A 23,336-nucleotide genomic window follows, 5' to 3' on the forward strand; every position below is an offset into this window, starting at 1 on the left:
GAGGTTGTGTTAGCATTACCCCCCTGAATATCCACCTTCCAGCGTTGCAGAGCCTGCCCATGAGTTATCAGGTGTTAGCCCGTAAATGGCGACCCCAAACCTTTGCTGACGTTGTCGGCCAGGAACATGTGCTGACCGCCCTGGCGAACGGCTTATCGCTAGGACGTATCCATCACGCCTATCTTTTTTCCGGCACCCGCGGCGTCGGTAAAACCTCTATCGCCCGTTTACTGGCGAAAGGCCTCAACTGCGAAAGCGGGATCACCGCCACGCCGTGCGGTGTCTGCGATAACTGCCGTGAAATCGAGCAGGGGCGCTTTGTCGATCTGATTGAGATCGATGCCGCCTCACGCACCAAAGTCGAAGATACCCGCGATCTGCTGGACAACGTCCAGTACGCGCCGGCGCGCGGCCGCTTCAAGGTCTATCTGATCGATGAAGTGCACATGCTGTCGCGCCACAGCTTTAACGCCCTGCTGAAAACGCTGGAAGAGCCGCCTGCACACGTCAAGTTCCTGCTGGCGACCACCGATCCGCAGAAGCTGCCGGTGACTATCTTGTCCCGCTGCCTGCAGTTCCATCTGAAGGCGCTGGATGTCGGGCAGATCCGCGATCAGCTTGAACATATTCTGAATGAAGAGCAGGTCACGCATGAACCGCGTGCCCTGCAGCTGTTGGCGCGTGCCGCCGACGGCAGTCTGCGCGATGCGCTCAGCCTTACCGATCAGGCGATTGCCAGCGGCGACGGCCAGCTGACCACCCTGGCGGTCAGCACCATGCTCGGCACCCTGGATGACGATCAGGCCCTGTCGCTGATTGAGGCGGTGGTCGAGGCCAACGGCGAGCGGGTGATGGAGTTAGTCAACGCCTCGGCGGCGCGCGGCATCGAGTGGGAAGCCCTGCTGGTTGAGATGCTCAGCCTGCTGCACCGCATCGCGATGGTACAGCTCTCCCCGGCGGCGCTGGGTCCGGACATGGCCGCGATTGAGCAGCGCATGCGTGAGCTGGCGCGAACCATTCCGCCAACCGACGTGCAGCTCTACTATCAAACCCTGTTAATTGGCCGTAAAGAGCTGCCGTTCGCCCCTGACCGCCGTATGGGGGTTGAAATGACCCTGCTGCGCGCGCTGGCGTTCCATCCGCGCATGCCGCTGCCGGAACCCGAGGTGCAGCAGCCGTCGTTTGCCCCGGTCGCCCCCACTGCAGTGCTGACGCCGCCGCAGGTGCCCGTGCAGCAGAGTGCGCCTCCGCCGCCGCGCCATGATGCGCCGCTGTCGGATGCCACCAGTTCGGTGCTCGCCGCCCGCAGTCAGTTGCAACGCGCGCAGGGAGCAACCAAGCCAAAAAAGAGTGAACCGGCAGCGCCTGCAAGAGCGCGGCCGGTAAATAACGCCGCGCTTGAACGTCTGGCTTCGGTCACGGATCGGGTGCAGACGCGTTCTGCCTCGGCCACGCCTGAGCCACAGGCTCCGGCAAAGAAAGAAGCGTATCGCTGGAAAGCCACCACCATCACCGAAGAGGTGAAGGTAGAAGTCGCCACGCCGAAGGCGCTGAAAAAGGCGCTGGAGCACGAGAAGACGCCGGAACTGGCCGCTAAGCTTGCCGGAGAGTCGCTGGAGCGTGATGCCTGGGCGGCAGAGGTCAGTCAGCTGAAACTGCCCAAGCTGGTGGAGCAGGTTGCCCTGAACGCCTGGCGTGAACAGGACGGCAACCGGATCTGCCTGCATCTGCGTCCGGGCCAGCGTCACCTGAACTCGGCGAGCGCACAACAGGTGCTGACGGAGGCGCTCTCCACATTACAGGGCGCACCGGTTGAATTGACTATCATTGAAGATGATAATCCGGCGGTGCGAACGCCGCTGGAGTGGCGTCAGGCCATCTATGAAGAGAAACTCGCGCAGGCGCGTGAGTCGATTATCGCGGATAATAACATTCAGACCCTGCAGCGTTACTTTGATGCAGAACTGGATGAAGAGAGTATTCGACCCATTTGATCGTGAGTCTGACTTACGGTTGTTATCTTTAACGTGAAAGAAGAGAGAAGCCTATGTTTGGTGGTAAAGGCGGTCTGGGTGGTCTGATGAAGCAGGCCCAGCAGATGCAGGAAAAAATGCAGAAGATGCAGGAAGAGATCGCGCAGATGGAAGTCACTGGCGAATCTGGTGCCGGTCTGGTCAAAGTGACCATCAACGGTGCGCATAACTGCCGTCGCGTGGAGATCGACCCAAGCCTGCTCGAAGACGACAAAGACATGCTGGAAGATCTGGTCGCTGCTGCATTTAACGATGCTGCGCGCCGTATCGACGAAACCCAGAAAGAAAAAATGGCCTCTGTATCCTCCGGAATGCAGCTGCCACCGGGCTTTAAGATGCCGTTCTGATGCAAACCAGTCCGCTGCTCACGCAGTTAATGGAAGCGCTACGCTGCCTGCCGGGCGTAGGCCCGAAGTCAGCGCAGCGCATGGCGTTTACCCTGCTGCAGCGCGATCGCAGCGGCGGGATGCGTCTGGCGCAGGCTCTGACCCGCGCCATGTCAGAAATCGGTCACTGTGCGGACTGCCGCACCTTTACCGAACAGGATGTATGTAACATCTGCACCAATCCGCGTCGTCAGGAAAATGGCCAGATCTGCGTGGTGGAGAGTCCTGCGGACATCTACGCCATCGAACAGACCGGGCAATTTTCTGGCCGCTACTTTGTGCTGATGGGCCACCTGTCACCGCTGGACGGTATCGGGCCGGATGATATCGGTCTGGATCGGCTGGAACAGCGTCTGAAATCGGAAACGATCAGCGAGGTGATCCTCGCCACCAACCCAACGGTGGAAGGGGAGGCGACGGCCAACTATATCGCCGAGCTGTGCGCCGAATCCGGCGTTGAAGCCAGCCGCATCGCCCACGGTGTTCCGGTGGGTGGCGAGCTGGAGATGGTGGACGGCACCACGCTGTCACACTCTCTGGCCGGACGTCACAAGATTATTTTCTGACCAAACGGAGGCTGCATGCGTGGCCTCCGCTTGAAAACCTTTCCGCGTATCCCCATCTCTCCCTCAACGCTTTTAAACCCCATTAAATGGCATTGTTGAGGTCGACTTAGTATGAAAGGACAAGAAACCCGCGGTTTCCAGTCAGAAGTAAAACAGCTTCTGCACCTGATGATCCATTCTCTTTATTCCAATAAAGAAATCTTCCTGCGTGAGCTTATCTCTAACGCCTCTGATGCGGCAGACAAGCTGCGTTTCCGTGCGCTGTCGAAGCCAGAGCTGTACGAAGGTGACGGCGAGCTGCGCGTGCGCGTCTCCTTTGATAAAGAGAACCGCACCCTGACCATCGCCGATAACGGCATCGGTATGACCCGCGATGAAGCCATTGATCATCTGGGCACCATCGCCAAATCCGGCACCAAAGCCTTCCTGCAGTCGATGGGTTCCGATCAGGCGAAAGACAGCCAGCTGATTGGCCAGTTCGGTGTGGGCTTCTACTCGGCGTTCATCGTGGCGGATAAAGTCACCGTGCGCACCCGTGCGGCAGGTGAAAGCGCCGAAAGCGGCGTGTTCTGGGAATCCCACGGCGAAGGCGAATATACCGTGGCCGACATCACCAAAGCCGATCGCGGGACCGAGATCACCCTGCACCTGCGCGAAGGGGAAGACGACTTCCTTAACGACTGGCGCGTGCGCTCCATCATCAGCAAATATTCTGACCATATCGCCCTGCCGGTCGAGATCGAAAAACAGGAAGAGCAGGACGGCGAAACCGTCATTTCCTGGGAGAAGATCAACAAGGCGCAGGCGCTGTGGACGCGCAACAAGTCTGAGATCAAAGACGAAGAGTACACCGAGTTCTACAAGCACATCGCCCACGACTTTACCGATCCGCTGACCTGGAGCCACAACCGCGTGGAAGGGAAGCAGGAGTACACCAGCCTGCTGTACATCCCGGCGCAGGCCCCGTGGGATATGTGGAACCGCGATCACAAGCACGGCCTGAAGCTGTACGTGCAGCGCGTGTTCATCATGGACGAAGCCGAGCAGTTCATGCCGAACTACCTGCGCTTTGTGCGTGGCCTGATAGATTCTAACGATCTGCCGCTGAACGTCTCCCGTGAGATCCTGCAGGACAGCACCGTCACCCGCAACCTGCGCACCGCGCTGAGCAAACGCGCCCTGCAGATGCTGGACAAGCTGGCGAAAGACGACGCGGAAAAATACCAGACCTTCTGGAAACAGTTCGGTCTGGTGCTGAAAGAGGGCCCGGCGGAAGATTCGTCCAACGTTGAAGCCATTGCCAAACTCCTGCGCTTTGCCTCCACGCACACCGACTCCTCCGAGCAGACCGTGTCGCTGGAAGAGTACATCTCCCGCATGAAGGAAGGGCAGGAGAAGATCTATTACATCACCGCCGACAGCTATGCCGCGGCGAAGAGCAGCCCGCACCTGGAGCTGCTGCGTAAGAAAGGCATCGAAGTGCTGCTGCTTTCCGATCGCATCGATGAGTGGATGATGAACTACCTGACCGAGTTCAGCGGCAAAAGCTTCCAGTCCGTTGCTAAAGCCGATGAGTCCATCGACAAGCTGGCGGATGAAGTGGACGAAACCGCGAAAGAGGCGGAAAAAGCGCTGGAGCCGTTTGTTGAGCGTGTGAAAACCCATCTGGGCGATCGCGTGAAAGAGGTGCGTTTCACTCACCGTCTGACCGATACCCCGGCCATCGTTACTACCGAAGCCGACGAAATGAGCACCCAGATGGCGAAGCTGTTTGCCGCTGCGGGCCAGAGCGTACCGGAAGTGAAGTACATCTTTGAACTGAACCCGGATCACGCCCTGGTGAAACGCGCGGCCGAGACTCAGGACGAAGCACGGTTCACCGAGTGGGTTGAACTGCTGCTGGATCAATCCCTGCTGGCCGAGCGCGGCACGCTGGAAGATCCAAACCAGTTCATCAAGCGCGTGAATGCGTTGCTGCTGGCATAATAAAACAACCCCTCACCCTAACCCTCTCCCCAAAGGGGAGAGGGAACTCGAACACCCTCTCCCCTTTGGGGAGAGGGCCGGGGTGAGGGGAGCCGTTACCGCACCCTCTACGATATTCTACGCATTAACCGTTTCAGCCTTCCCGCCTTCCTTGAGCCATACCCGTTCTGATGGTATTGTTTAGCGCTTTTGAAAAATTGAACCAACTTTTGAGGGGATTTTCGCAATGCGTATTATTCTGCTTGGCGCTCCGGGCGCGGGTAAAGGAACTCAGGCTCAGTTCATCATGGAGAAATACGGTATTCCGCAAATCTCTACCGGTGACATGCTGCGTGCCGCTGTTAAATCTGGCTCCGAGCTGGGCAAACAGGCGAAAGACATTATGGACGCCGGCAAACTGGTGACCGATGAGCTGGTGATCGCTCTGGTTAAAGAACGCATTACTCAGGAAGATTGCCGCAACGGTTTCCTGCTGGACGGCTTCCCACGTACCATTCCTCAGGCTGATGCCATGAAAGAAGCGGGCATCAACGTGGACTACGTGCTGGAGTTCGACGTACCGGACGAACTGATCGTTGACCGTATCATCGGTCGTCGCGTACACGCCGCGTCTGGCCGCGTTTACCACGTTAAGTTCAATCCGCCGCAGGTGGAAGGCAAAGACGACGTGACCGGCGAAGAGCTGACCACCCGTAAAGACGATCAGGAAGAGACCGTGCGTAAGCGCCTGGTGGAATACCATCAGATGACCGCGCCGCTGATCGGCTACTACTCTCAAGAAGCGCAGGCGGGTAACACCAAATACGCCAAAGTCGACGGCACTAAGCCTGTCGCTGAAGTCCGTGCAGAGCTGGAAAACATTCTCGGCTAATCGCACCTCTCTCACCCGGGCTCCCGGGTGAGAAATATTCTCATTTCTCCTATCGCAGCAATGGGTTCCGTTTACGCACTTTTCAGATACACTTATCAGCCTGTTAAAAGGTTATGAGGCGTGAATGAGTCAGGCGAAAACCGGCATCCTGCTTGCCAATCTAGGTACCCCCGAAGCCCCAACCCCCGCAGCGGTCAGCCGTTATCTGCGTCAGTTTCTGAGCGATACGCGCGTTGTGGATACCCCACGCCTGCTGTGGTGGCCATTGCTGCGCGGCGTGATCCTGCCGATCCGTTCCCCGCGCGTGGCAAAACTCTATCAGTCCGTCTGGATGGAAGAGGGCTCGCCGCTGATGGTCTACAGCCGTCGTCAGGAAAAAGCCCTCGCCGCCCGTCTGCCGGATACGCCCGTTGTGCTCGGTATGAGCTACGGTAAACCGTCCCTGGAAAGCGCTGTTGATAAACTGCTGGCGCAGGGCGTGGACCATATCGTGGTGCTGGCGCTCTATCCGCAATACTCCTGCTCTACCGTGGCCGCCGTCTGGGACGAGCTGGCACGTATTCTGGCGACCCGCCGCCGTATTCCTTCCGTGACCTTTATTCGCGACTACGCGGATAACGACATGTATATCAACGCCCTTGCCAGCAGCGCCCGCGCCTCCTTTGCAAAACACGGCGAGCCGGATCTGCTGTTGCTCTCCTATCACGGTATTCCGCAGCGATTTGCCGACGAAGGGGATGATTACCCGCAGCGCTGCCGCGATACCACCCGTGAGCTGGTCTCCGCCCTTGGCCTGCCGCCGGAGAAGGTGATGATGACCTTCCAGTCGCGCTTTGGTCGCGAGCCGTGGTTGACTCCTTATACCGACGAGACCCTCAAAATGCTGGGTGAGAAGGGAGTGAAACATATTCAGGTGATGTCGCCGGGCTTTGCGGCAGACTGTCTGGAGACGCTGGAGGAGATCGCGGTGCAAAACCGGGAGTTCTTCCTCGAAGCGGGCGGGGAAAAGTATGAGTACATTCCGGCGCTGAACGACGACCCTGAACACATCGAGATGATGGTCTCCCTGGTGACCAACAGCCGCTAATCGCACTCCGGGCCGGGTTTATGCTACCATTTCCGGCCCAACCGTCACTCGTAGCGCTGAACATGAAATTTCCCGGTAAACGCAAATCCAAACACTACTTTCCCGTTAACGCCCGCGATCCGCTCCTGCAGCAAATTCAGCCGGAAAATGAGACCAACGCCGCCTGGGTGGTGGGTATCGATCAGACGCTGGTGGACATCGAAGCCAAAGTGGACGATGCGTTTGTCGCGCGTTACGGCCTGAGCGCCGGGCACTCTCTGGTGATCGAAGATGATGTGGCGGAAGCGCTGTATCAGGAGCTGGTGCGGAATAACCTGATCACCCATCAGTTTGCCGGGGGCACTATCGGCAACACCATGCACAACTACTCGGTGCTGGCCGATGACCGCTCCGTGCTGCTGGGCGTGATGTGCAGCAACATCGAAATTGGCAGCTACGCCTACCGCTATCTGTGCAACACCTCCAGCCGTACCGATCTGAACTACCTCCAGGGCGTGGACGGGGCGATTGGCCGCTGCTTTACGCTGATCGGCGAATCCGGGGAGCGCACCTTTGCCATCAGCCCGGGCCATATGAACAAGTTGCGGGCTGAGAGCATCCCGGAAGAGGTGATTGCCGGGGCATCAGCGCTGGTGTTGACCTCCTATCTGGTGCGCTGCAAGCCGGGTGAGCCAATGCCGGAAGCGACCATGAAGGCGGTGGAGTACGCGAAGAAGTACAACGTGCCGGTGGTCCTGACGCTGGGCACCAAATTCGTAATCGCCGATAACCCTGAGTGGTGGCAGGCGTTCCTGAAAGAGCATGTCTCTATTCTGGCGATGAATGAAGAAGAGGCCGAAGCCCTGACCGGCGAAAGCGATCCGCTCCTGGCGTCTGACAAGGCGCTGGACTGGGTCGATCTGGTGCTCTGCACCGCCGGGCCGGTTGGCTTGTATATGGCCGGCTTCACTGAAGAAGAGGCGAAGCGCAAAACCCAGCACCCGCTGCTGCCGGGAGCCATTGCCGAGTTCAACCAGTTTGAATTCAGCCGCGCCATGCGCCACAAAGATTGCGTCAACCCGCTGCGCATCTTCTCCCACATCGCCCCGTACATGGGCGGGCCAGAGAAGATCATGAATACCAACGGGGCAGGCGACGGCGCCCTGGCGGCGCTGCTGCACGACATCACCGCGAACGCCTTCCACCGCACCAACGTGCCGAACTCCAGCAAGCACAAGTTCTCCTGGCTGACCTATTCCTCGCTGGCGCAGGTGTGTAAGTACGCGAACCGCGTGAGTTATCAGGTGCTGAACCAGCACTCACCGCGTCTGACGCGCGGCCTGCCGGAAAGAGAAGATAGTCTGGAAGAGTCGTACTGGGACAGGTAAAAGAAGACCCCTCACCCTAACCCTCTCCCCATAGGGGAGAGGGAACGCGAACACCCTCTCCCCTATGGGGAGAGGGCCGGGGTGAGGGGCTCAGGCCGCACGAACTACCCCGTCACCACCGCTTCAACCGGCGGTTTCTCCAGCAGCGACAGCATGGTATTGGCAATCTCACGCTCGCCCATCACCACCTGATTTGCGCCGCGCTCCATAATGTATTCCACTTCGTCGTCATAATGCGCCCGGGCGATAATCTCCAGGTGCGGGTATTTTTCGCGGGCGGAGACCACAATCTCACCGGCTTCGTAACCGTTAGGGATAGTCAGCAGCAGCCAGCGCGCGCAGTCCAGGTGCGCCAGATTCATGATCTCTTCGTTCGCCGCATTGCCCAGTACCGCACGAATACCGCGCTCGCGCAGCTCGTCCACTCGGGTGCGGGAGGTTTCAATCACCACCAGCGGAATTCCCTGCGCCATCAGCTTCTCACCTAACAGACTACCGACGCGGCCAAAGCCGACCAGCAGGGCATGGTTGCAGATATCCACCGGGATCTGCTTCTCTTCTTCCGTCGCCTCTTCCAGCGTCTGCTCTTCGAGGGTTTCGGTTTTCTCGAGGTATTTTTCCAGCAGCGCGAACAGCACCGGGTTGAGCATAATCGAGAGGATCGCCCCCGCCAGCACCAGGTTTTGTCCGGCCTGCGGCAGCAGATCCAGCGCCATGCCCAGTCCGGCCAGGATAAAGGCAAACTCACCAATCTGCGCCAGGCTGGCGGCGATGGTCAGCGCGGTACGCGGCGAGTGGCCGAACAGACGCACCAGGAAGAACGCGGCAACCGACTTACCAAAGATGATGATCGCCAGGGTGCCCAGCACCGCCAGCGGCTGGTCAACCAGCACCCGCGGGTCGAACAACATCCCCACGGAGACGAAGAACAGCACCGCAAAGGCATCGCGCAGGGGCAGGGTATCGTGGGCGGCACGGTGGCTCAGTTCCGATTCGTTCAGCACCATCCCGGCGAAGAAGGCACCCAGGGCGAAGGAGACATCAAACAGCTCGACGGCGCCAAAGGCGATACCCAGCGCCAGAGCCAGTACCGCAAGGGTAAACAGCTCGCGGGAGCCGGTAGCGGCGCTGCGGGAGAGGATCCACGGCACCAGGCGGCGGCCTACCAGCATCATAATGGCGATAAAGGCCACCACCTTACCGATGGTGATACTCATATCCAGCGCCAGGGTGGCAAAGCCGACGTTGTCTTTTTCAAGCATTCCGGCGACCGCAGGCAGCAGCACCAGGGTTAAGACCATCACCAGATCTTCAACAATCAGCCAGCCAATGGCGATCTGCCCTCGCTGGCTGTCAATCAGCTGTCTCTCTTCAAGCGCGCGCAGCAGCACCACGGTACTGGCGGTGGAGAGACAGAGACCAAACACAATGCCGGTCATCAGCGGCCAGCCCAGCATCGCTGAAAGCGCCATACCCAGCAACGTCGCCACGGCTATCTGGGCGATCGCACCGGGAATGGCGATCGACTTTACCGCCATCAAATCCTTCAGGGAGAAATGCAAACCAACACCGAACATCAGCAGGATCACGCCAAGCTCCGCCAGCTCCGGGGCAAGTTTAGTATCAGCAACAAAACCTGGGGTAAAAGGACCGGCTAACACGCCAGCTAATAAATAGCCCACCAGAGGCGAAATGCGAAGTTTGTTGGCAAGCATGCCGAGTATAAATGCGAGTACAAGTCCACCAACAATGGTGGTGATAAGCGGTGTGGCATGATGCATTCCGTCTCCTTTCGTTGCTGAGTTAATCCATTTTTGGTTCAAAACCAAAAAGCCGAGTAATAGTTTATGACAAATTTAATGATTATGTTTATGAATAATTATTGAAATTTGAGTAAAACAGCAATAAGGGTTAAACGGAAGCAGAACAGGACGATTTTTGCGAGGCTGTGCTAAGAAAGGCTTATGGCAGTAGGGGAGGTTGCGGCCAAACCTGGAGTTTGACCGCGGATAAATCAGGCTTTATGCCGGTTATCAGGCAGGAATATGGTCAACATCCCGAGAAGTGGCAGGAAAGCACAGATTTTGTAGACCAAAAAGATGCTGGTATGGTCTGCAATCAGCCCTAATACCGCCGCGCCAAGGCCACCCATCCCAAAGGCAAATCCAAAAAACAGCCCGGAAACCATGCCGATACGCCCCGGTAACAGCTCCTGGGCATACACCAGAATGGCAGAAAAGGCAGACGCGAGGATAAAACCAATGATCACGGTTAAAACCCCCGTCCACCACAGGGTTGCATAGGGCAAAATAAGGGTGAAAGGCGCTACGCCGAGGATAGAGCCCCAAATCACATATTTACGCCCAATTTTGTCCCCCAGCGGCCCGCCAATAAACGTCCCCGCGGCCACTGCAAACAGGAAGGCGAAGAGGTGAAACTGGGCGTTTTGCACCGATAATCCGAATTTTTCCATCAAATAAAAGGTGTAATAGCTGCTGATGCTCGCCATGTAGAAGTATTTGGAGAAAATCAGCATCAGCAGGATGCTGACCGCCAGAATCACCTTGTTGCGCGGGAGGGGATTAATTACCGGCGCTTGTGGTTTGCCTTTATTGACCCGGTGCTGGGCAGCATACCAGCGGCTGATCTGGGCCAGCACCACGATAGCTAACAGCGCGGCCAGCACGAACCAGGCCACGTTACCTTTACCGTACGGGGCGATAATCACCGCCGCCAGCAGCGGGCCGAGGGAGCTGCCGAAGTTACCGCCCACCTGGAACAGCGACTGCGCCAGCCCGTGACGGCCACCGGAGGCCATGCGTGCCACGCGGGACGACTCGGGGTGGAAGACCGACGAGCCGGTACCCACCAGCGCGGCGGCCACTAACACGCCCTCAAAGCTGCCCGCCATCGCCAGCAGGATCAGGCCGCTCAGGGTAAAGCACATGCCAATCGGCAGCGACCACGGCATCGGATATTTATCCGTCCAGTAACCCACCACCGGTTGCAGCAGCGACGACGCCAGCTGGAAGGTGAGGGTGATCATGCCGATCTGGACAAAGGTAAGAGAGAACTCGGACTGTAATAACGGATAGATCGCCAGAATAAGCGACTGGATCATATCGTTAAGCAGATGCGAAAGACTGATTGCGCCGAGAATACCAAATGAGGTGCGAGCCTTAGCAGCCGACACCGGTGGAGTAGATTCACTGATTGCCATAAATACCACGTCGATTGTTATAGGAAGTGCAGGATGTAATTATTATTCAGCTAACATACCTTCCCCCGACATTTGAGGAAAGTCGCAATTCTGAAAACTTATTTGTCTATTCTGCTTACTCGCTGTAATTTTTGCCTTTGTCTATGGATCAGGGAGTGAAGAAATGAAGTTAATGAAGCGAGGCGTCGCGCTGGCAATCATCGCGGCGTGCGGTCTGTTAAGCCTGCCTGCTCAGGCCTGGGAGCAGGATAAAACCTATAACATCACTATCCTGCATACCAACGATCATCACGGCCACTTCTGGCGCAGCGAATATGGCGAGTATGGCCTCTCGGCGCAGAAGACGCTGGTGGACGGGATCCGTAAAGAGGTCGCGGCGAAGGGCGGCAGCGTGCTGTTGCTCTCTGGCGGCGACATTAATACCGGCGTGCCGGAATCGGATTTACAGGATGCGGAGCCCGATTTTCGCGGCATGAATTTGATTGGTTACGACGCGATGGCCGTGGGTAATCACGAGTTTGATAACCCTATCGAGGTATTACGCCAGCAGGAGAAGTGGGCCAAATTCCCGTTCCTCTCCGCCAATATTTACCAGAAAAGTACCGGTGCGCGTTTATTTAAACCCTGGGCCATGTTTAAGCGCCAGGATATTAAAATTGCCGTAGTGGGTCTGACCACCGATGACACGGCAAAAATCGGCAACCCGGAATATTTTACCGATATCGAATTCCGTAAACCGGCCGACGAAGCGAAGCTGGTGATTCAGGAATTACAGCAGAACGAAAAGCCGGACGTGATTATCGCCACCACCCATATGGGGCATTACGATAACGGCGAGCACGGTTCGAACGCGCCGGGGGATGTCGAAATGGCGCGCAGCCTGCCTGCCGGTTCACTGGCGATGATTGTGGGCGGTCACTCTCAGGATCCGGTCTGCATGGCCTCTGAGAATAAAAAGCAGGTGGACTATGTGCCTGGCACCCCGTGCGCGCCGGACAAGCAGAACGGCATCTGGATTGTCCAGGCGCATGAGTGGGGCAAATACGTAGGGCGCGCGGATTTCGAGTTCCGTAACGGCGAGATGAAACTGGTGAATTACCAGCTGATCCCGGTGAACCTGAAGAAGAAGATCACCTATGAGAATGGACAGAGCGAGCGCGTCCTCTATACCCCGGAAATCGCGGAAAACCCACAGATGCTCTCCCTGCTGTCGCCGTTCCAGAATAAGGGCAAGGCGCAGCTGGATGTGAAGATCGGCACGCTCACCGGCAGGCTGGAAGGCGATCGCAGCAAAGTGCGCTTTGTGCAGACCAACATGGGGCATCTGGTGCTGGCGGCGCAAATGGCGCGTACCAATGCCGATTTTGCGGTGATGAGCGGCGGCGGGATCCGCGACTCCATTGAAGGCGGCGATATCACCTATAAAGATGTGCTGAAGGTGCAGCCTTTTGGCAACGTGCTGGTGTATGTCGATATGACCGGCAAAGAGGTGACGGACTATCTGACCGCGGTGGCGCAGATGAAGCCTGACTCCGGCGCCTATCCGCAGTTCGCCAACGTGAGCTTTGTGGCGAAGGGCGGGGCGCTCAGCGACCTGAAAATCAAAGGCGAACCGGTTGATCCGGCGAAAACCTACCGTATGGCGACGTTAAGCTTTAACGCCACCGGCGGCGATGGCTATCCGCATATCGATGATAAACCGGGCTATGTGAACACCGGCTTTATCGACGCCGAGGTGCTGAAGCAGTACATCCAGCAGAATTCTCCACTGGATGTGAATGCGTATGAACCGCAAGGTGAAGTGAGCTGGGAGTAACGGTAGTTTTTGCCCGGTGGCGCTGCGCTTACCGGGCCTACGAGGTAAAAGCAAAACGGTAACAGGCGTTACCGTTTTTAGTGTTTGCGCCCTCTCCCGGTGGGAGAGGGACGGGGTGAGGGCAACAGGCCGCACAGCCACCCGGCGCTTTTTACTCCCGACGCGCAATATCCGCAAACTGCGCATCGAGCATTCTGGCCAGATCGCTGGCCGCCAGCTCAATATCCAGCCCGCGCTTGCCGCCCGAAATATAGATCGTCTCAAAAGTCTGTGAGGGCGCATCAATCAGCGTCGGCAGGCGCTTTTTCTGCCCCAGCGGGCTAATTCCCCCCACCAGATACCCGGTTGTGCGCTGGGCCACCATCGGGTCGGCCATATCCACTTTTTTTGCGCCCAGCGCCTTTGCGACCTTCTTGAGATCCAGCTGTCCGGCAACCGGCGTCACCGCGACGGCGAGATGCTTCATATCGCCATTGACCGCCACCAGCAGGGTTTTATAAACCTGGTCGGCATTCAGCCCCAGCTTACGCACCACTTCATCGCCAAAATTGGTTTCGTTCGGATCGTGGTCGTAGGTATGGATCCGGAAAGTGATTTTGTTTTTTTCGAGTAATTTAACGGCGGGAGTCATAGCAATCCTTCTTAGCCCGGACAATAAACGCCCTAAGCATACGCCTCAGAAGAGGTTAAAAAATAGCACCATCTTGCGCATATAGTGTTGGCAGTGATGGTCACTTTGAGCGACAATCGGCTCAACCGGGGGTCTCCTCCGGCATAATAACAACGATGAAATTCCTCTTTGACGGGCCAATAGAAATATTGGCCACTTTTTTATCTCAGCAACGACGGCAAATTTCCCTCGCCGTATAAATGTAATGCCCCAACCGCCACCACATAGCGTCCTGCAGGCAGCGCGTGCAGCTTTTCGCACCACGCCTGGTTACGCTCGTGCATCAGCACGTCATACAGCGATTCGCTGAAGGTCGCCGGCAGCGCCAGCCTGTCGACGACAGGGGGCGAATCCAGCCACCAGCTCACCATAGTCTGCAGCAGGCGCGCGTTGGTATGCCAGTGAGTCAGGGTATCTTCCAGCAGCAATAATCCGTCGTTCGGCATCTGGCGCAGCAGGGCAATCTGACTGTCGGCCCCTTCCAGCTCGATAATGGGCAGTTGCTGCGCGCGTGCGGCATTCAACAGCTGGTAATCAATGCCGTAATCCCCGCGCAGCCCCAGACGCTGTGCCTGAGTGGCCTGCAACACCATCGCGATCTGCCACAGCGGCTGGCTCTCCAGCATGGACAGCGATAACCCCAGCTCGTCGGCAAGCCGCTCCAGCTCCGCCAGCTGACTGGCGCTAAGACGTTCATTCAGCGGAGGCGGGATCGCCAGCCCCTCGAAGGGCGACTCATTACCTGAGATATCCGCTTCCACGATCAGCGCATCGGCGTGACGCAGCCTGGCGATCAGCCCCTCGGGTAGAGGAGACATATCCCGGGTGCCCATATGGATGCTGCCGACCAGATGCAGATGCTGCCCGCCGGGCAGGGAAATATCGAGGCCCGGCCAGCGATAGCGGCGGGGGAACAGGGCGCGAAACGATGCTTTTATACGTTGAAACAGACTCATACGCGCTCCATGAAGGGAAAAATTCATGCTAGCGCGTGGGGAGGGGCGGTGCAAGACGTCCTTGTCTTATGCTCCTTGTTACTCTTTGGGTTTAAAGCGCAGCAGGCGGTTGGCATTGCTCACCACGGTAATCGAGGAGAGGGCCATTGCGGCACCCGCCACCACCGGGTTGAGCAGCGTTCCGGTCAGCGGCCAGAGGATCCCGGCGGCAACGGGAATGCCGATGGCGTTATAGACAAAGGCCCCCAGCAGGTTCTGCTTCATGTTGCGCAGGGTCGCTTTCGAGATGGCGAGCGCGTCGGCAACCCCCATCAGGCTGTGGCGCATCAGGGTAATGGCCGCCGTTTCGATGGCCACATCGCTGCCGCCACCCATCGCAATCCCGACATCCGCCTGGGCCAGCGCCGGGGCGTCGTTAATGCCGTCGCCAATCATCGCCACCTGGCGACCCTGGCCCTGCAATTTGATGATTGCGTCCGCTTTGCCATCCGGCAACACTCCGGCGATCACCTCATCAATACCGGCCTCGCGGGCGATAGCCTGAGCGGTGACGGCGTTGTCACCGGTGAGCATCACCAGACGATAGCCCGCGCGGTGCAGGCGTTGCAGTGCGCTAACGCTGTCAGCGCGCAGCGGATCGCGAACGGCAAACAGCGCCGCGATGTGACCCTCCACCGCCAGCAGTACCGGGGTGGCGCCCTGAGCGGCATGGGCCTGCAGCTGCGCATCCAGCGCCCCGGTGTCGATGCCGTTTTCGGCCAGCAGGGCCTGGTTGCCCAACAGCAGCGCATGGCCATCGACCTCTCCGCTGACCCCCAGCCCGCGCAGGGTACGGAAGTTACTTACCTGCGGTAACACCGCGTCCGCTTTCTCCAGAATGGCCCGCGCCAGCGGGTGACTGGAACCTTGTTCGAGCGCGGCGGCCAGGCGCAGGGCCTCGGCGGCATCAATCCCACCCGTCGTCTCGACGGCAACCACCTGCGGTTTACCTTCGGTGAGGGTCCCGGTTTTATCAAACACCAGCGTATCCAGGGTGCTGGCGCGCTGCAGGGCGTCGGCGTCGCGCACCAGCACACCGGACTCCGCGGCACGACCTACGCCGGAGATAATCGACATCGGCGTCGCCAGCCCCAGGGCACACGGACAGGCGATGATCAGCACCGTAGTGGCGATCACCAGGGTATAGACGATCTGCGGTGCGGGGCCAAAGACGTACCAGATAGCGGCGCTGAACAGGGCAATCCCCACCACCACCGGCACGAAGATGGCGGAAATCTTATCTGCCAGCTTGCCGATCTCCGGCTTGCTGCTCTGGGCCTGGCGCACCATACGGATGATGCGCGACAGGGTGGTGTGGCTACCGACCGCACTGGCGCGGAACAGCACGCTGCCATCCTGCACCACCGTACCGGCGTGGACGCTCTCGCCGTCGCTTTTCTGCTGCGGCACCGGTTCGCCGGTGAGCATCGCTTCGTCAAACCAGGCTTCGCCCTGGGTGATCTCCCCGTCCACCGGGACGCGATCGCCGGTGGTGAGGCGCAGGATCATGCCGGCCTGAACGTCCGCCAGGGGCAGGTTCTGTTCACCATTTTCCGTCACCACCCGGGCGGTCGGCGGGGTTAAATCGAGCAATCTTTCCAGCGCTTTCGAGGAGCGCTGACGGGCCCGCGCCTCCAGCATATGACCGAGGTTAATCAGGCCGATAATCATCGCGCTGGCTTCATAATAAAGGTGGCGGGCTTCCATCGGGAACCACTGCGGCCAGAGGTTAACGCTCATCGAGTAGAGCCACGCCGCGCCAGTACCCAGCGCCACCAGCGTATCCATAGTGGCGGTGCGGTTTTTAAGGCTTTTCCAGGCGCTGGTATAGAAATGGCCGCCGGCGAAGATCATCACCCCGAGGGTGATAACGCCGATCGCCAGCCACAGGGTGCGGTTGTTGTCGGTGACCATCATGTTGTCACCCAGCATTCCCCAGCCCATCACCGGGATCCCCACCAGCAGGGCGACAATCGCCTGCCAGCGAAAACGTTTCATGGTGGCGATGGCGGTCTCCTGCTGGCGCTCCCGGCGCTTGAGATCGTCTTCAATCGCCTCGGCGCCGTAGCCCGCTTTTTCAATCGCCTGGACTAAATCAGCGGCGGAAGCACTGCCCATCACCAGCGCAGTGCGTTCCGCCAGGTTGACCCGTGCCTGTGCCACACCCGGTACCGCCTGGAGGGCGTTCTGGACCCGGGTCACGCAGCTGGCGCAGCTCATGCCGTTGATCAACAGCTGTTGGCTGTCATCACTGTCGTGAGCTGCCGGAAGCTCAGAGGGGGCCGCTGTCAGTGCTTCCGACGGTGTTGTTGACGCTGTCAGCGGATCAGTCTTTGGGTGGCTTAACGCCGCGCCGTAACCGGCCTGTTTAATGGTGTCGATCAGGGCATCGGCGCTGGCGCTGCCGGTCACGGCGGCGTGGTCGATGGTGACCTCTGCGGTATCAACGTCCGGGCGTTGCTCCAGACTCTCTTTGACGCGTTTGACACAGTGACCACAGGAGAGGCCGTCCAGTGTCAGATCGATGGTGTGAGACATACGAATACTCCTTATAAATCTCCAGCCAGATATTGACCGGAGGGACACTTTCATCTAACTGTTATGAAGGTTAAACCTTCCATCAAGGGGAAGGTCAAGGGGGAAAAGTGAATATCAGTGATGTTGCCAAAAAAACCGGCTTAACCAGCAAAGCGATCCGCTTTTACGAAGAGAAGGGGCTGGTGACGCCGCCGCTGCGTAGCGAAAACGGCTACCGGAGCTACACGCAAAAGCACCTCGATGAACTGACGCTGCTGCGCCAGGCCCGTCAGGTGGGGTTCAATCTGGATGAATGCGGCGATCTGGTGAATCTGTTTAACGATCCCGCCCGCCACAGCGCCGATGTGAAAAGCCGGACCCTGGAGAAGGTCGCCGAAATCGAACGCCATATCCAGGAATTACAGGCGATGCGCGACCAGCTGCTGGCGCTCGCCGAGAGCTGTCCGGGGGATGAGAGCGCCGACTGCCCGATCATCGATAACCTCTCCGGCTGCTGTCACCGCAAGGCGAAGGCCTGACCGCGTTCCGGGTTGAGCATAAACACCACCGTCCCGCGATACCAGGGGGAGCGCTGGAGCTGCGCTTCGGCCTGGCGATCCCGTTTGCCGTCCTGGACCAGCCCGAGTTTAAACGGAATGCGCAGCCGGGAGAGCGCGGGCAGATAGGCCTGATAATTCTCTACCGTATGGCGGCCCTGATAGCTCTGGATCACCAGCTCATCCACCGCCAGCGCGTTCAGCGTGGCGACATCCCCGGTTTTCGCCCAGTCCAGCAGCCCGGTCACCCCCAGGGAAAACTCGGGCGGCAGCTGCTGGCGTAGTGCCCGTAGAAAGCGCGCGTAGTCCGCCAACTGGTGGGTTGCGGCATCAAAATCGACCTGCAAACCCACCACCTGATTCCCGGCAGCCTGCCAGCGCTGCATCAGGCGGACAATTCTCGGCACGATGGCTGGCGGCACCTCAAGGGTGGTAAAGCGCACGGTCAGCCAGATGGAGGGAAAGGTCAGGCGGCTGACCGGCAGGCCGAGGCGCTGAAACACCACCTCATTCGGCCGGGCCAGCACTTCACCCTGATGGAGATAGACCGTTTGTGCCGCTTGCAACGCGTCGCTGGCCCTCACCCCCGACCAGAGCCAGAAAGCAGGTTGCTCCCGGGCGGTGACGATATCCGCCGCCTGCGCCTGTCCGGCCAGTAGCGCGGCTACCAGTAGTATTTGAGTTTTTGCGCCCACGGACTGCCCGGATACTGCGTTTTCAACTGCGAGAACCAGCCTTTACGCTGGGCTTTGTCCACCTCTGGTCCGCCACACTCGTTATAGCCAGACGGGGCGTAACACATGATGGCCCGATAGAGCGCGTAGCTCTTATCTTCATGCTCCGCCTTCGGTGAGGCGATGACCTGCTGGTAGTAAGCCTGTCTGTTGAACTGCCCGTAGGGTGCTTTGCGGTGGATCGCCGCCTCCAGCACGCCGTTGCCCGCGCTGTCTTTCCACAGATCGACATGGGTATTCGAGGTGCGGAAGAACTCGCCCAGACAGTTCAGGGCATGGGCATCTTTGGCGTTCTGGCTGAGAACCTGCACGGTTTTATCCAGACTACGGCAGACGTAACCGGCTTCGGCGGCCTCGCCGTTCCAGTCGAAGGTGCTGAGGTTAACATCGTCAAAGGCCTTGCCCACCACGGGTGACGTTATGGCGCTGGCGAGCTTTCTGTCATTTAACCAGTCGCTAAAGCGGTTCTCCGTTAAATCGCGCACCAGCAGGGTATGCAGCGCAATGGTGCGCTCTTCGTTGTTGGGCCCCTCGCTGGCCTGCTGGCGTAACCGCTCAGGCGAAGCCACGGCTTTCAGCACCCGGGAGCGATAACGCAGACTGGTGACGGCGCTATCCGGAGCAAAAATCGCCTCGGTATTGCCGCTAAAGACCAGGGTCGCCGCCAGTCTGGCCTGTACATACTGCTGCTGTTCAGCATCCTGGCTGAGCTTCAGCAGTTTCAGCCAGAAATCGCGCGCCGCGGGCCACTGCTTCTGCGCCGTCAGCGCGTCGCCGTACAGCACCTGCTCGCTGAAGGCGAGAATGTCGTGCGTCGGGAGTTTTTCCGCCGGTTTGACGGCCTGAAGAATAGCGGCCTGGTTACCCGTCGCCTGCCACAGATTCAACTGTAGATTGCGCCACAGCGCCAGCTTGCCACTCTGTTCAAACGCCGGTTTGCTGGCGTTGAGATCCTCCTGGGTCAGGGTCGGTTTTTCGTCGCTGTTCAGGCGAAGGGCGCGCAGCAGTTCGATATAGCTGATCAGCGGCGCGTCGGGGAAGGCCTCCCGCACGGCGCGACCGTTGAACTGCATGCCGTAGACATTATCGTATTCAATTACCAGCCCACGCAGCGCCTTTGCATCGCCAGCCTGCTGGAACCGCTGCTCGTACAGGCTTGCCAACTGCGGCCAGGCCTGCAGATACCAGTTGATGCGACGCAGCATGCCGCGCGCCGACTCAGCATAACGCCCCTCCGGCCAGCGCTGGAAGTAGGCCTGAGCAGCTTTCTGCGCCTGTTCAGCGGCCGGGCGGTCGATGCGGTCGATATCAAAATCGCCGTACTCGCCCATGCTGTTCTGGCTGCTTTTGTTCAACGCCGTGCGCATCAGCATATAGCTGGCGGTCTCTGCCAGCCACGGACGATCGCTGTCGACAAGCGACGTAAACGCCCGATCCGCACCCGCGTAATCGCCGGCATAAAAATAGGCCGCTCCGCTCAGATAGGTTTTATACAGCAGGGCAGAGGATCCCGCCGGGAGCGTCGCCAGGGAGGCGGAAATCTGCTCATCGGTGGCACCCGAGTAGAGCCCCAGACGCGCCTGGCCCAGGGCATGGCGCTGCTCCGCCGTCAGGGAATCGTCGGCCAGCAGCGCGGCAAAAAACTGGCTGAGGCTGTCGGCACTGTTTGAGACGAAGCGGTTTTCCTGTTCGCCGTCCTGATGGGTTTCGACGGGCTCAAGCTGCAACGCGGCCAATTGCTTCGTGAGAAGGCTCTCTTCGGCCGGTTTATCCGCCGCTGCGGCGGCCGGGGCATCGACGTCATCCCACTCCGGGTGGTAAGCAAAGTAGACATCCCGGGAGCGGGTGATATCCGCTGGCATCGACTGCACCGGCAGGGCGAAGGATTTGGCTTCGCTCAGCAGACGCAGCAGGTTGTCGCGGGAGTCGTTACCGGGGATCAGCACCGGATCGCCTTTCAGCAGGCAGTGCTCATCGCTCCAGTTGCAGTCTTCCATATCAAAAGAGGCGAATGCCGGGGCGGCGCTCGCCAGTAATGCGCTAACGCTGATTGCCAGCGTTGTCTTCCTGACCATCATGCTATTCCTGTTCTTATCGGGAAAGGGCCCGGATGCGAAGGGTGATCCCTTCGACAGCCATAACTTCAACTTTGGTGCCGGGGCTGAGATCGTCCTCGGCAATGACCGGCCACGAGCTGTCGCCGACGCGCATATGACCGCGCCCGTTCACCAGGGCGGTATCCAGGGTAAACTGCATCCCCACCAGCTGCTGTCCGCGCTGGTTGAGGCGGGCATCGGCGGGTTTTTGCCTGCGTACCTGTCTTGAGAGCCAGCGCCACCAGAGCCAGGCGGCCGTCAGGGTCAGCACGGCAAACAGCGCCCCCTGCCACGCCCAGTCGAACGGCAATACCCAGACCAGCAGCCCGACGATCACCGCCGCCACGCCGCTCCACAGCAGGTAGCCGTTGCCGCCGAGCATTTCAGCCGCCAGCAGCAGGCCACCAAGGCTCAGCCAGAAGACATGCGGATGAAGCGCGATCGTCTCGATCATAATTTGCGCTCGTTGCCGCTGGTTTTGATCAGTTCCGCAATGCCGCCGATCGCGCCCATCAGGCTGCTGGCATCCAGCGGCATCATCACCACTTTGCTGTTATCCGCGGAGCCGATCTGCTGCAATGCTTCGGTGTATTTCTGCGCCACGAAGTAGTTAATCGCCTGGATATCCCCGGCGGCAATCGCCTCCGAGACCATCTGGGTGGCGCGGGCTTCCGCTTCCGCCGAACGTTCCCGGGCCTCAGCCTGTAAAAACGCGGACTGGCGTTCACCCTCGGCTTTGAGGATCTGCGACTGTTTCTCCCCTTCGGCCTTCAGGATCTCCGCCTGGCGCACCCCTTCCGCCTCAAGGATGTAGGCGCGTTTGGTTCGCTCGGCCTTCATCTGGGCGTTCATGGAGGTGATCAACTCTGCGGGCGGGCGCACGTCGCGAATTTCGATGCGGGTGACTTTGATGCCCCACGGGTTGGTGGCTTCATCGACGATATGCAGCAGGCGGGTGTTAATGCTGTCGCGCTGGGAGAGCATCTCGTCCAGCTCCATGGAACCCAGCACGGTACGGATGTTGGTCATGGTCAAATTAATAATCGCCAGTTCAAGGTTGCTCACCTCGTAGGCCGCTTTTGGCGCGTCAATCACCTGAATAAAACAGACCGCGTCGATAGTGACGTTGGCGTTATCCCTGGAGATGACCTCCTGAGAGGGGATATCCAGCACCTGCTCCATCATATTGATCTTGCGACCAATACGGTCCATGAAGGGCACCACCAGGCTTAAGCCGGGCTGCAGGGTGTTGGTGTAACGACCAAAACGCTCAACCGTCCACTGATAGCCCTGCGGGACGATTTTCACCCCGGCGGCAACAATGACCAGCGCGACGAAGATCAGAATGGGGATGACGATGAACATATAAAACCTCCTGTTTTGTATTCCATGTGGCGATAACAACTGTTCGTTTGTTACCCACAAGTATACCGACAAACAGGGCCAACTTCGCGCCGAATCAACGGGACGGGCAGGATCCAGACATAAAAAAGCCCCGCTAAAAATGGCGGGGCCCGATGAATGACTTGACCAGAGGATCAGTACAGCAGGGCGTAAAGCTTACGGCGATAGGTTGAGGCCAGGGAGTCACCTGTGCCAAGCGCGGCCAGAATTTCCTGGAACATTTTACGCGCCTGACCGTCAGCGGCAGCCAGATCGGTTTTCAGATGGCCGAACAGCAGTTCCAGCGCCTCTTCATTACGACCCACCTGATGCAGCTGCAGGGCCAGCTGGCTGGCCAGCGCGGCGTCGGCTGGGTTGGCAGCGACGTGCTGCTGCAGCTGCTGAATTTCCGGGGTATCCGCGGCCTGCTTCAGCAGTTCAATCTGCGCCACTAGGCCCTGATAACGGGTGTCCTGATCCTGCAGCGGGATGGTCTTCAGCACCCCTTCGGCATCTTCGGAGCGTTTTAAGATAATCAGCGTTTCCGCCAGCAGCAGGCCGGTTTCGCTGTTGTGACCGGAGAGCTCCCAGGCCTCTTTCAGCAGCGGCAGGGCGTCGTCATGTTTGCCTTCAGCCATCAGGGCCGCTGCCTGCTGCGCTTTCAGCTCATCTTCGCGCGGCAGCACTTTATCCAGCAGGGCGCGAACCGCCTCTTCCGGCTGTGGACCCTGGAAGCCATCTACCGGCTGACCATTCTGGAACAGATACACCGTTGGGATGGCGCGCAGGCCAAACTGTGAGGCGATCATCTGCTCGGCGTCGCAATCCAGTTTTGCCAGAATAAACTGACCGTTGTACTGGGCCGCAAGCTTCTCGAGCACCGGCGTCAGCTCCAGACAGTGCTGGCTACGTTCAGACCAGAAGTAGAACAGCACCGGTTTGGTCATCGACTGTTCAAGGGTCTGGTGCAGGTTGGCTTCGGTAATGTTGACAATATTCTGTACGGACATGCGGCATTCTCGGTTATGAGTTTTAATTTACATGGGGGCGCA

19 protein-coding genes and 1 other annotated feature are annotated in these 23,336 nt (G+C 58.8%); of the genes, 9 read left to right on the forward strand and 10 right to left on the reverse strand.

Annotated features, from left to right (window positions below):
• Positions 1 to 59 precede the first annotated feature (59 nt).
• The 7 genes from dnaX (at position 60) to G7090_RS05490 (ending at position 8,296) form a co-directional block, all read left to right on the forward strand.
• Positions 60 to 1,994 (forward strand): DNA polymerase III subunit gamma/tau, encoded by a 1,935-nt coding sequence (gene dnaX / locus G7090_RS05460; protein WP_166181751.1) that lies wholly within the window; start codon positions 60 to 62, stop codon positions 1,992 to 1,994.
• Positions 1,324 to 1,388 (forward strand) — a sequence feature (DnaX frameshifting element). Its footprint overlaps the gene before it by 65 nt.
• Positions 1,995 to 2,047: 53 nt before the next feature.
• A complete protein-coding gene (locus G7090_RS05465; RefSeq protein WP_032616874.1) occupies positions 2,048 to 2,380 on the forward strand; it encodes a YbaB/EbfC family nucleoid-associated protein in 333 nt (110 codons plus the stop codon).
• A complete protein-coding gene (recR, locus tag G7090_RS05470; RefSeq protein ID WP_106992191.1) occupies positions 2,380 to 2,985 on the forward strand; it encodes a recombination mediator RecR in 606 nt (201 codons plus the stop codon). The genes G7090_RS05465 and recR overlap by 1 nt, the downstream gene beginning before the upstream one ends.
• A 111-nt stretch (positions 2,986 to 3,096) precedes the next feature.
• A complete protein-coding gene (htpG, locus tag G7090_RS05475) occupies positions 3,097 to 4,971 on the forward strand; it encodes a molecular chaperone HtpG (RefSeq protein WP_166181752.1) in 1,875 nt (624 codons plus the stop codon).
• A 226-nt stretch (positions 4,972 to 5,197) separates the two neighbouring features.
• Complete coding sequence (gene adk / locus G7090_RS05480) at positions 5,198 to 5,842, forward strand: adenylate kinase (protein ID WP_166181753.1); 645 nt, start codon at positions 5,198 to 5,200, stop codon at positions 5,840 to 5,842.
• Between the two features lie 124 nt (positions 5,843 to 5,966).
• Positions 5,967 to 6,929, forward strand: coding sequence for a ferrochelatase (gene hemH, locus G7090_RS05485; RefSeq protein WP_106992194.1), 963 nt, complete (start codon positions 5,967 to 5,969; stop codon positions 6,927 to 6,929).
• A 62-nt stretch (positions 6,930 to 6,991) separates the two neighbouring features.
• Positions 6,992 to 8,296 carry an inosine/guanosine kinase gene (locus G7090_RS05490; RefSeq protein ID WP_166181754.1) on the forward strand — a complete coding sequence of 435 codons (1,305 nt, stop codon included), beginning with the start codon at positions 6,992 to 6,994 and terminating at the stop codon, positions 8,294 to 8,296.
• 104 nt (positions 8,297 to 8,400) lie between these two features.
• Here the strand turns inward: G7090_RS05490 and ybaL are convergent, their stop codons facing one another.
• Both ybaL and G7090_RS05500 read right to left on the reverse strand, forming a co-directional pair.
• Positions 8,401 to 10,077 (reverse strand): YbaL family putative K(+) efflux transporter, encoded by a 1,677-nt coding sequence (ybaL, locus tag G7090_RS05495; RefSeq protein WP_166181755.1) that lies wholly within the window; start codon positions 10,075 to 10,077, stop codon positions 8,401 to 8,403.
• A gap of 233 nt (positions 10,078 to 10,310) precedes the next feature.
• Positions 10,311 to 11,516, reverse strand: a complete 1,206-nt coding sequence (locus G7090_RS05500) for an MFS transporter (RefSeq protein ID WP_106992197.1) — start codon at positions 11,514 to 11,516, stop codon at positions 10,311 to 10,313.
• 163 nt (positions 11,517 to 11,679) lie between these two features.
• On the opposite strand from G7090_RS05500, the gene ushA reads away from it, so the two are divergent.
• Positions 11,680 to 13,332, forward strand: a complete 1,653-nt coding sequence (ushA, locus tag G7090_RS05505; RefSeq protein WP_166181756.1) for a bifunctional UDP-sugar hydrolase/5'-nucleotidase UshA — start codon at positions 11,680 to 11,682, stop codon at positions 13,330 to 13,332.
• Between the two features lie 151 nt (positions 13,333 to 13,483).
• Here the strand turns inward: ushA and ybaK are convergent, their stop codons facing one another.
• The 3 genes from ybaK to copA all read right to left on the reverse strand — a co-directional run bounded on the left by ybaK (position 13,484) and on the right by copA (position 17,535).
• Positions 13,484 to 13,963, reverse strand: a complete 480-nt coding sequence (gene ybaK / locus G7090_RS05510) for a Cys-tRNA(Pro)/Cys-tRNA(Cys) deacylase YbaK (protein ID WP_166181757.1) — start codon at positions 13,961 to 13,963, stop codon at positions 13,484 to 13,486.
• A gap of 200 nt (positions 13,964 to 14,163) precedes the next feature.
• Positions 14,164 to 14,958, reverse strand: a complete 795-nt coding sequence (locus G7090_RS05515; protein WP_106992207.1) for a TraB/GumN family protein — start codon at positions 14,956 to 14,958, stop codon at positions 14,164 to 14,166.
• A gap of 78 nt (positions 14,959 to 15,036) precedes the next feature.
• Positions 15,037 to 17,535, reverse strand: a complete 2,499-nt coding sequence (gene copA / locus G7090_RS05520; protein WP_166181758.1) for a copper-exporting P-type ATPase CopA — start codon at positions 17,533 to 17,535, stop codon at positions 15,037 to 15,039.
• A gap of 107 nt (positions 17,536 to 17,642) precedes the next feature.
• Between copA and cueR the strand changes: the two genes are divergently transcribed.
• Positions 17,643 to 18,053, forward strand: coding sequence for a Cu(I)-responsive transcriptional regulator (cueR, locus tag G7090_RS05525; RefSeq protein ID WP_166181759.1), 411 nt, complete (start codon positions 17,643 to 17,645; stop codon positions 18,051 to 18,053).
• Here the strand turns inward: cueR and G7090_RS05530 are convergent.
• From G7090_RS05530 to G7090_RS05550, 5 genes are all read right to left on the reverse strand, one after another.
• Positions 18,032 to 18,766 (reverse strand): DUF3142 domain-containing protein, encoded by a 735-nt coding sequence (locus G7090_RS05530; RefSeq protein WP_166181760.1) that lies wholly within the window; start codon positions 18,764 to 18,766, stop codon positions 18,032 to 18,034. The two genes, cueR and G7090_RS05530, sit on opposite strands and share 22 nt — an antisense overlap.
• Positions 18,736 to 20,880 (reverse strand): hypothetical protein, encoded by a 2,145-nt coding sequence (locus G7090_RS05535; protein ID WP_166185098.1) that lies wholly within the window; start codon positions 20,878 to 20,880, stop codon positions 18,736 to 18,738. The genes G7090_RS05530 and G7090_RS05535 overlap by 31 nt, the downstream gene beginning before the upstream one ends.
• Before the next feature lie 16 nt (positions 20,881 to 20,896).
• Complete coding sequence (locus G7090_RS05540; protein WP_166181761.1) at positions 20,897 to 21,355, reverse strand: NfeD family protein; 459 nt, start codon at positions 21,353 to 21,355, stop codon at positions 20,897 to 20,899.
• The gene (locus tag G7090_RS05545) at positions 21,352 to 22,266 is read right to left on the reverse strand and encodes an SPFH domain-containing protein (protein WP_106992212.1); all 915 of its coding nucleotides are present in this window, start codon (positions 22,264 to 22,266) and stop codon (positions 21,352 to 21,354) included. Before G7090_RS05545 ends, G7090_RS05540 begins: the two co-directional genes overlap by 4 nt.
• 173 nt (positions 22,267 to 22,439) lie before the next feature.
• Positions 22,440 to 23,294 carry a co-chaperone YbbN gene (locus G7090_RS05550; protein ID WP_106992213.1) on the reverse strand — a complete coding sequence of 285 codons (855 nt, stop codon included), beginning with the start codon at positions 23,292 to 23,294 and terminating at the stop codon, positions 22,440 to 22,442.
• Positions 23,295 to 23,336: the final 42 nt, after the last annotated feature.

This window comes from Leclercia sp. 29361 (assembly GCF_011290365.1).
Taxonomy (GTDB): domain Bacteria; phylum Pseudomonadota; class Gammaproteobacteria; order Enterobacterales; family Enterobacteriaceae; genus Enterobacter; species Enterobacter tamurae.

What these genes read in the sequence shown, in the direction of transcription:
- G7090_RS05550 (WP_106992213.1), bottom strand. Translation starts at nt 23,294, where the DNA reads ATGTCCGTACAGAATATTGTCAACATTACCGAAGCCAACCTGCACCAG.
- G7090_RS05465 (WP_032616874.1), top strand. Translation starts at nt 2,048, where the DNA reads ATGTTTGGTGGTAAAGGCGGTCTGGGTGGTCTGATGAAGCAGGCCCAG.
- ybaL (WP_166181755.1), bottom strand. Translation starts at nt 10,077, where the DNA reads ATGCATCATGCCACACCGCTTATCACCACCATTGTTGGTGGACTTGTA.
- G7090_RS05540 (WP_166181761.1), bottom strand. Translation starts at nt 21,355, where the DNA reads ATGATCGAGACGATCGCGCTTCATCCGCATGTCTTCTGGCTGAGCCTT.
- hemH (WP_106992194.1), top strand. Translation starts at nt 5,967, where the DNA reads ATGAGTCAGGCGAAAACCGGCATCCTGCTTGCCAATCTAGGTACCCCC.
- dnaX (WP_166181751.1), top strand. Translation starts at nt 60, where the DNA reads ATGAGTTATCAGGTGTTAGCCCGTAAATGGCGACCCCAAACCTTTGCT.
- ybaK (WP_166181757.1), bottom strand. Translation starts at nt 13,963, where the DNA reads ATGACTCCCGCCGTTAAATTACTCGAAAAAAACAAAATCACTTTCCGG.
- htpG (WP_166181752.1), top strand. Translation starts at nt 3,097, where the DNA reads ATGAAAGGACAAGAAACCCGCGGTTTCCAGTCAGAAGTAAAACAGCTT.
- G7090_RS05535 (WP_166185098.1), bottom strand. Translation starts at nt 20,880, where the DNA reads ATGGTCAGGAAGACAACGCTGGCAATCAGCGTTAGCGCATTACTGGCG.
- recR (WP_106992191.1), top strand. Translation starts at nt 2,380, where the DNA reads ATGCAAACCAGTCCGCTGCTCACGCAGTTAATGGAAGCGCTACGCTGC.
- copA (WP_166181758.1), bottom strand. Translation starts at nt 17,535, where the DNA reads ATGTCTCACACCATCGATCTGACACTGGACGGCCTCTCCTGTGGTCAC.
- G7090_RS05545 (WP_106992212.1), bottom strand. Translation starts at nt 22,266, where the DNA reads ATGTTCATCGTCATCCCCATTCTGATCTTCGTCGCGCTGGTCATTGTT.
- ushA (WP_166181756.1), top strand. Translation starts at nt 11,680, where the DNA reads ATGAAGTTAATGAAGCGAGGCGTCGCGCTGGCAATCATCGCGGCGTGC.
- adk (WP_166181753.1), top strand. Translation starts at nt 5,198, where the DNA reads ATGCGTATTATTCTGCTTGGCGCTCCGGGCGCGGGTAAAGGAACTCAG.
- G7090_RS05490 (WP_166181754.1), top strand. Translation starts at nt 6,992, where the DNA reads ATGAAATTTCCCGGTAAACGCAAATCCAAACACTACTTTCCCGTTAAC.
- G7090_RS05515 (WP_106992207.1), bottom strand. Translation starts at nt 14,958, where the DNA reads ATGAGTCTGTTTCAACGTATAAAAGCATCGTTTCGCGCCCTGTTCCCC.
- G7090_RS05500 (WP_106992197.1), bottom strand. Translation starts at nt 11,516, where the DNA reads ATGGCAATCAGTGAATCTACTCCACCGGTGTCGGCTGCTAAGGCTCGC.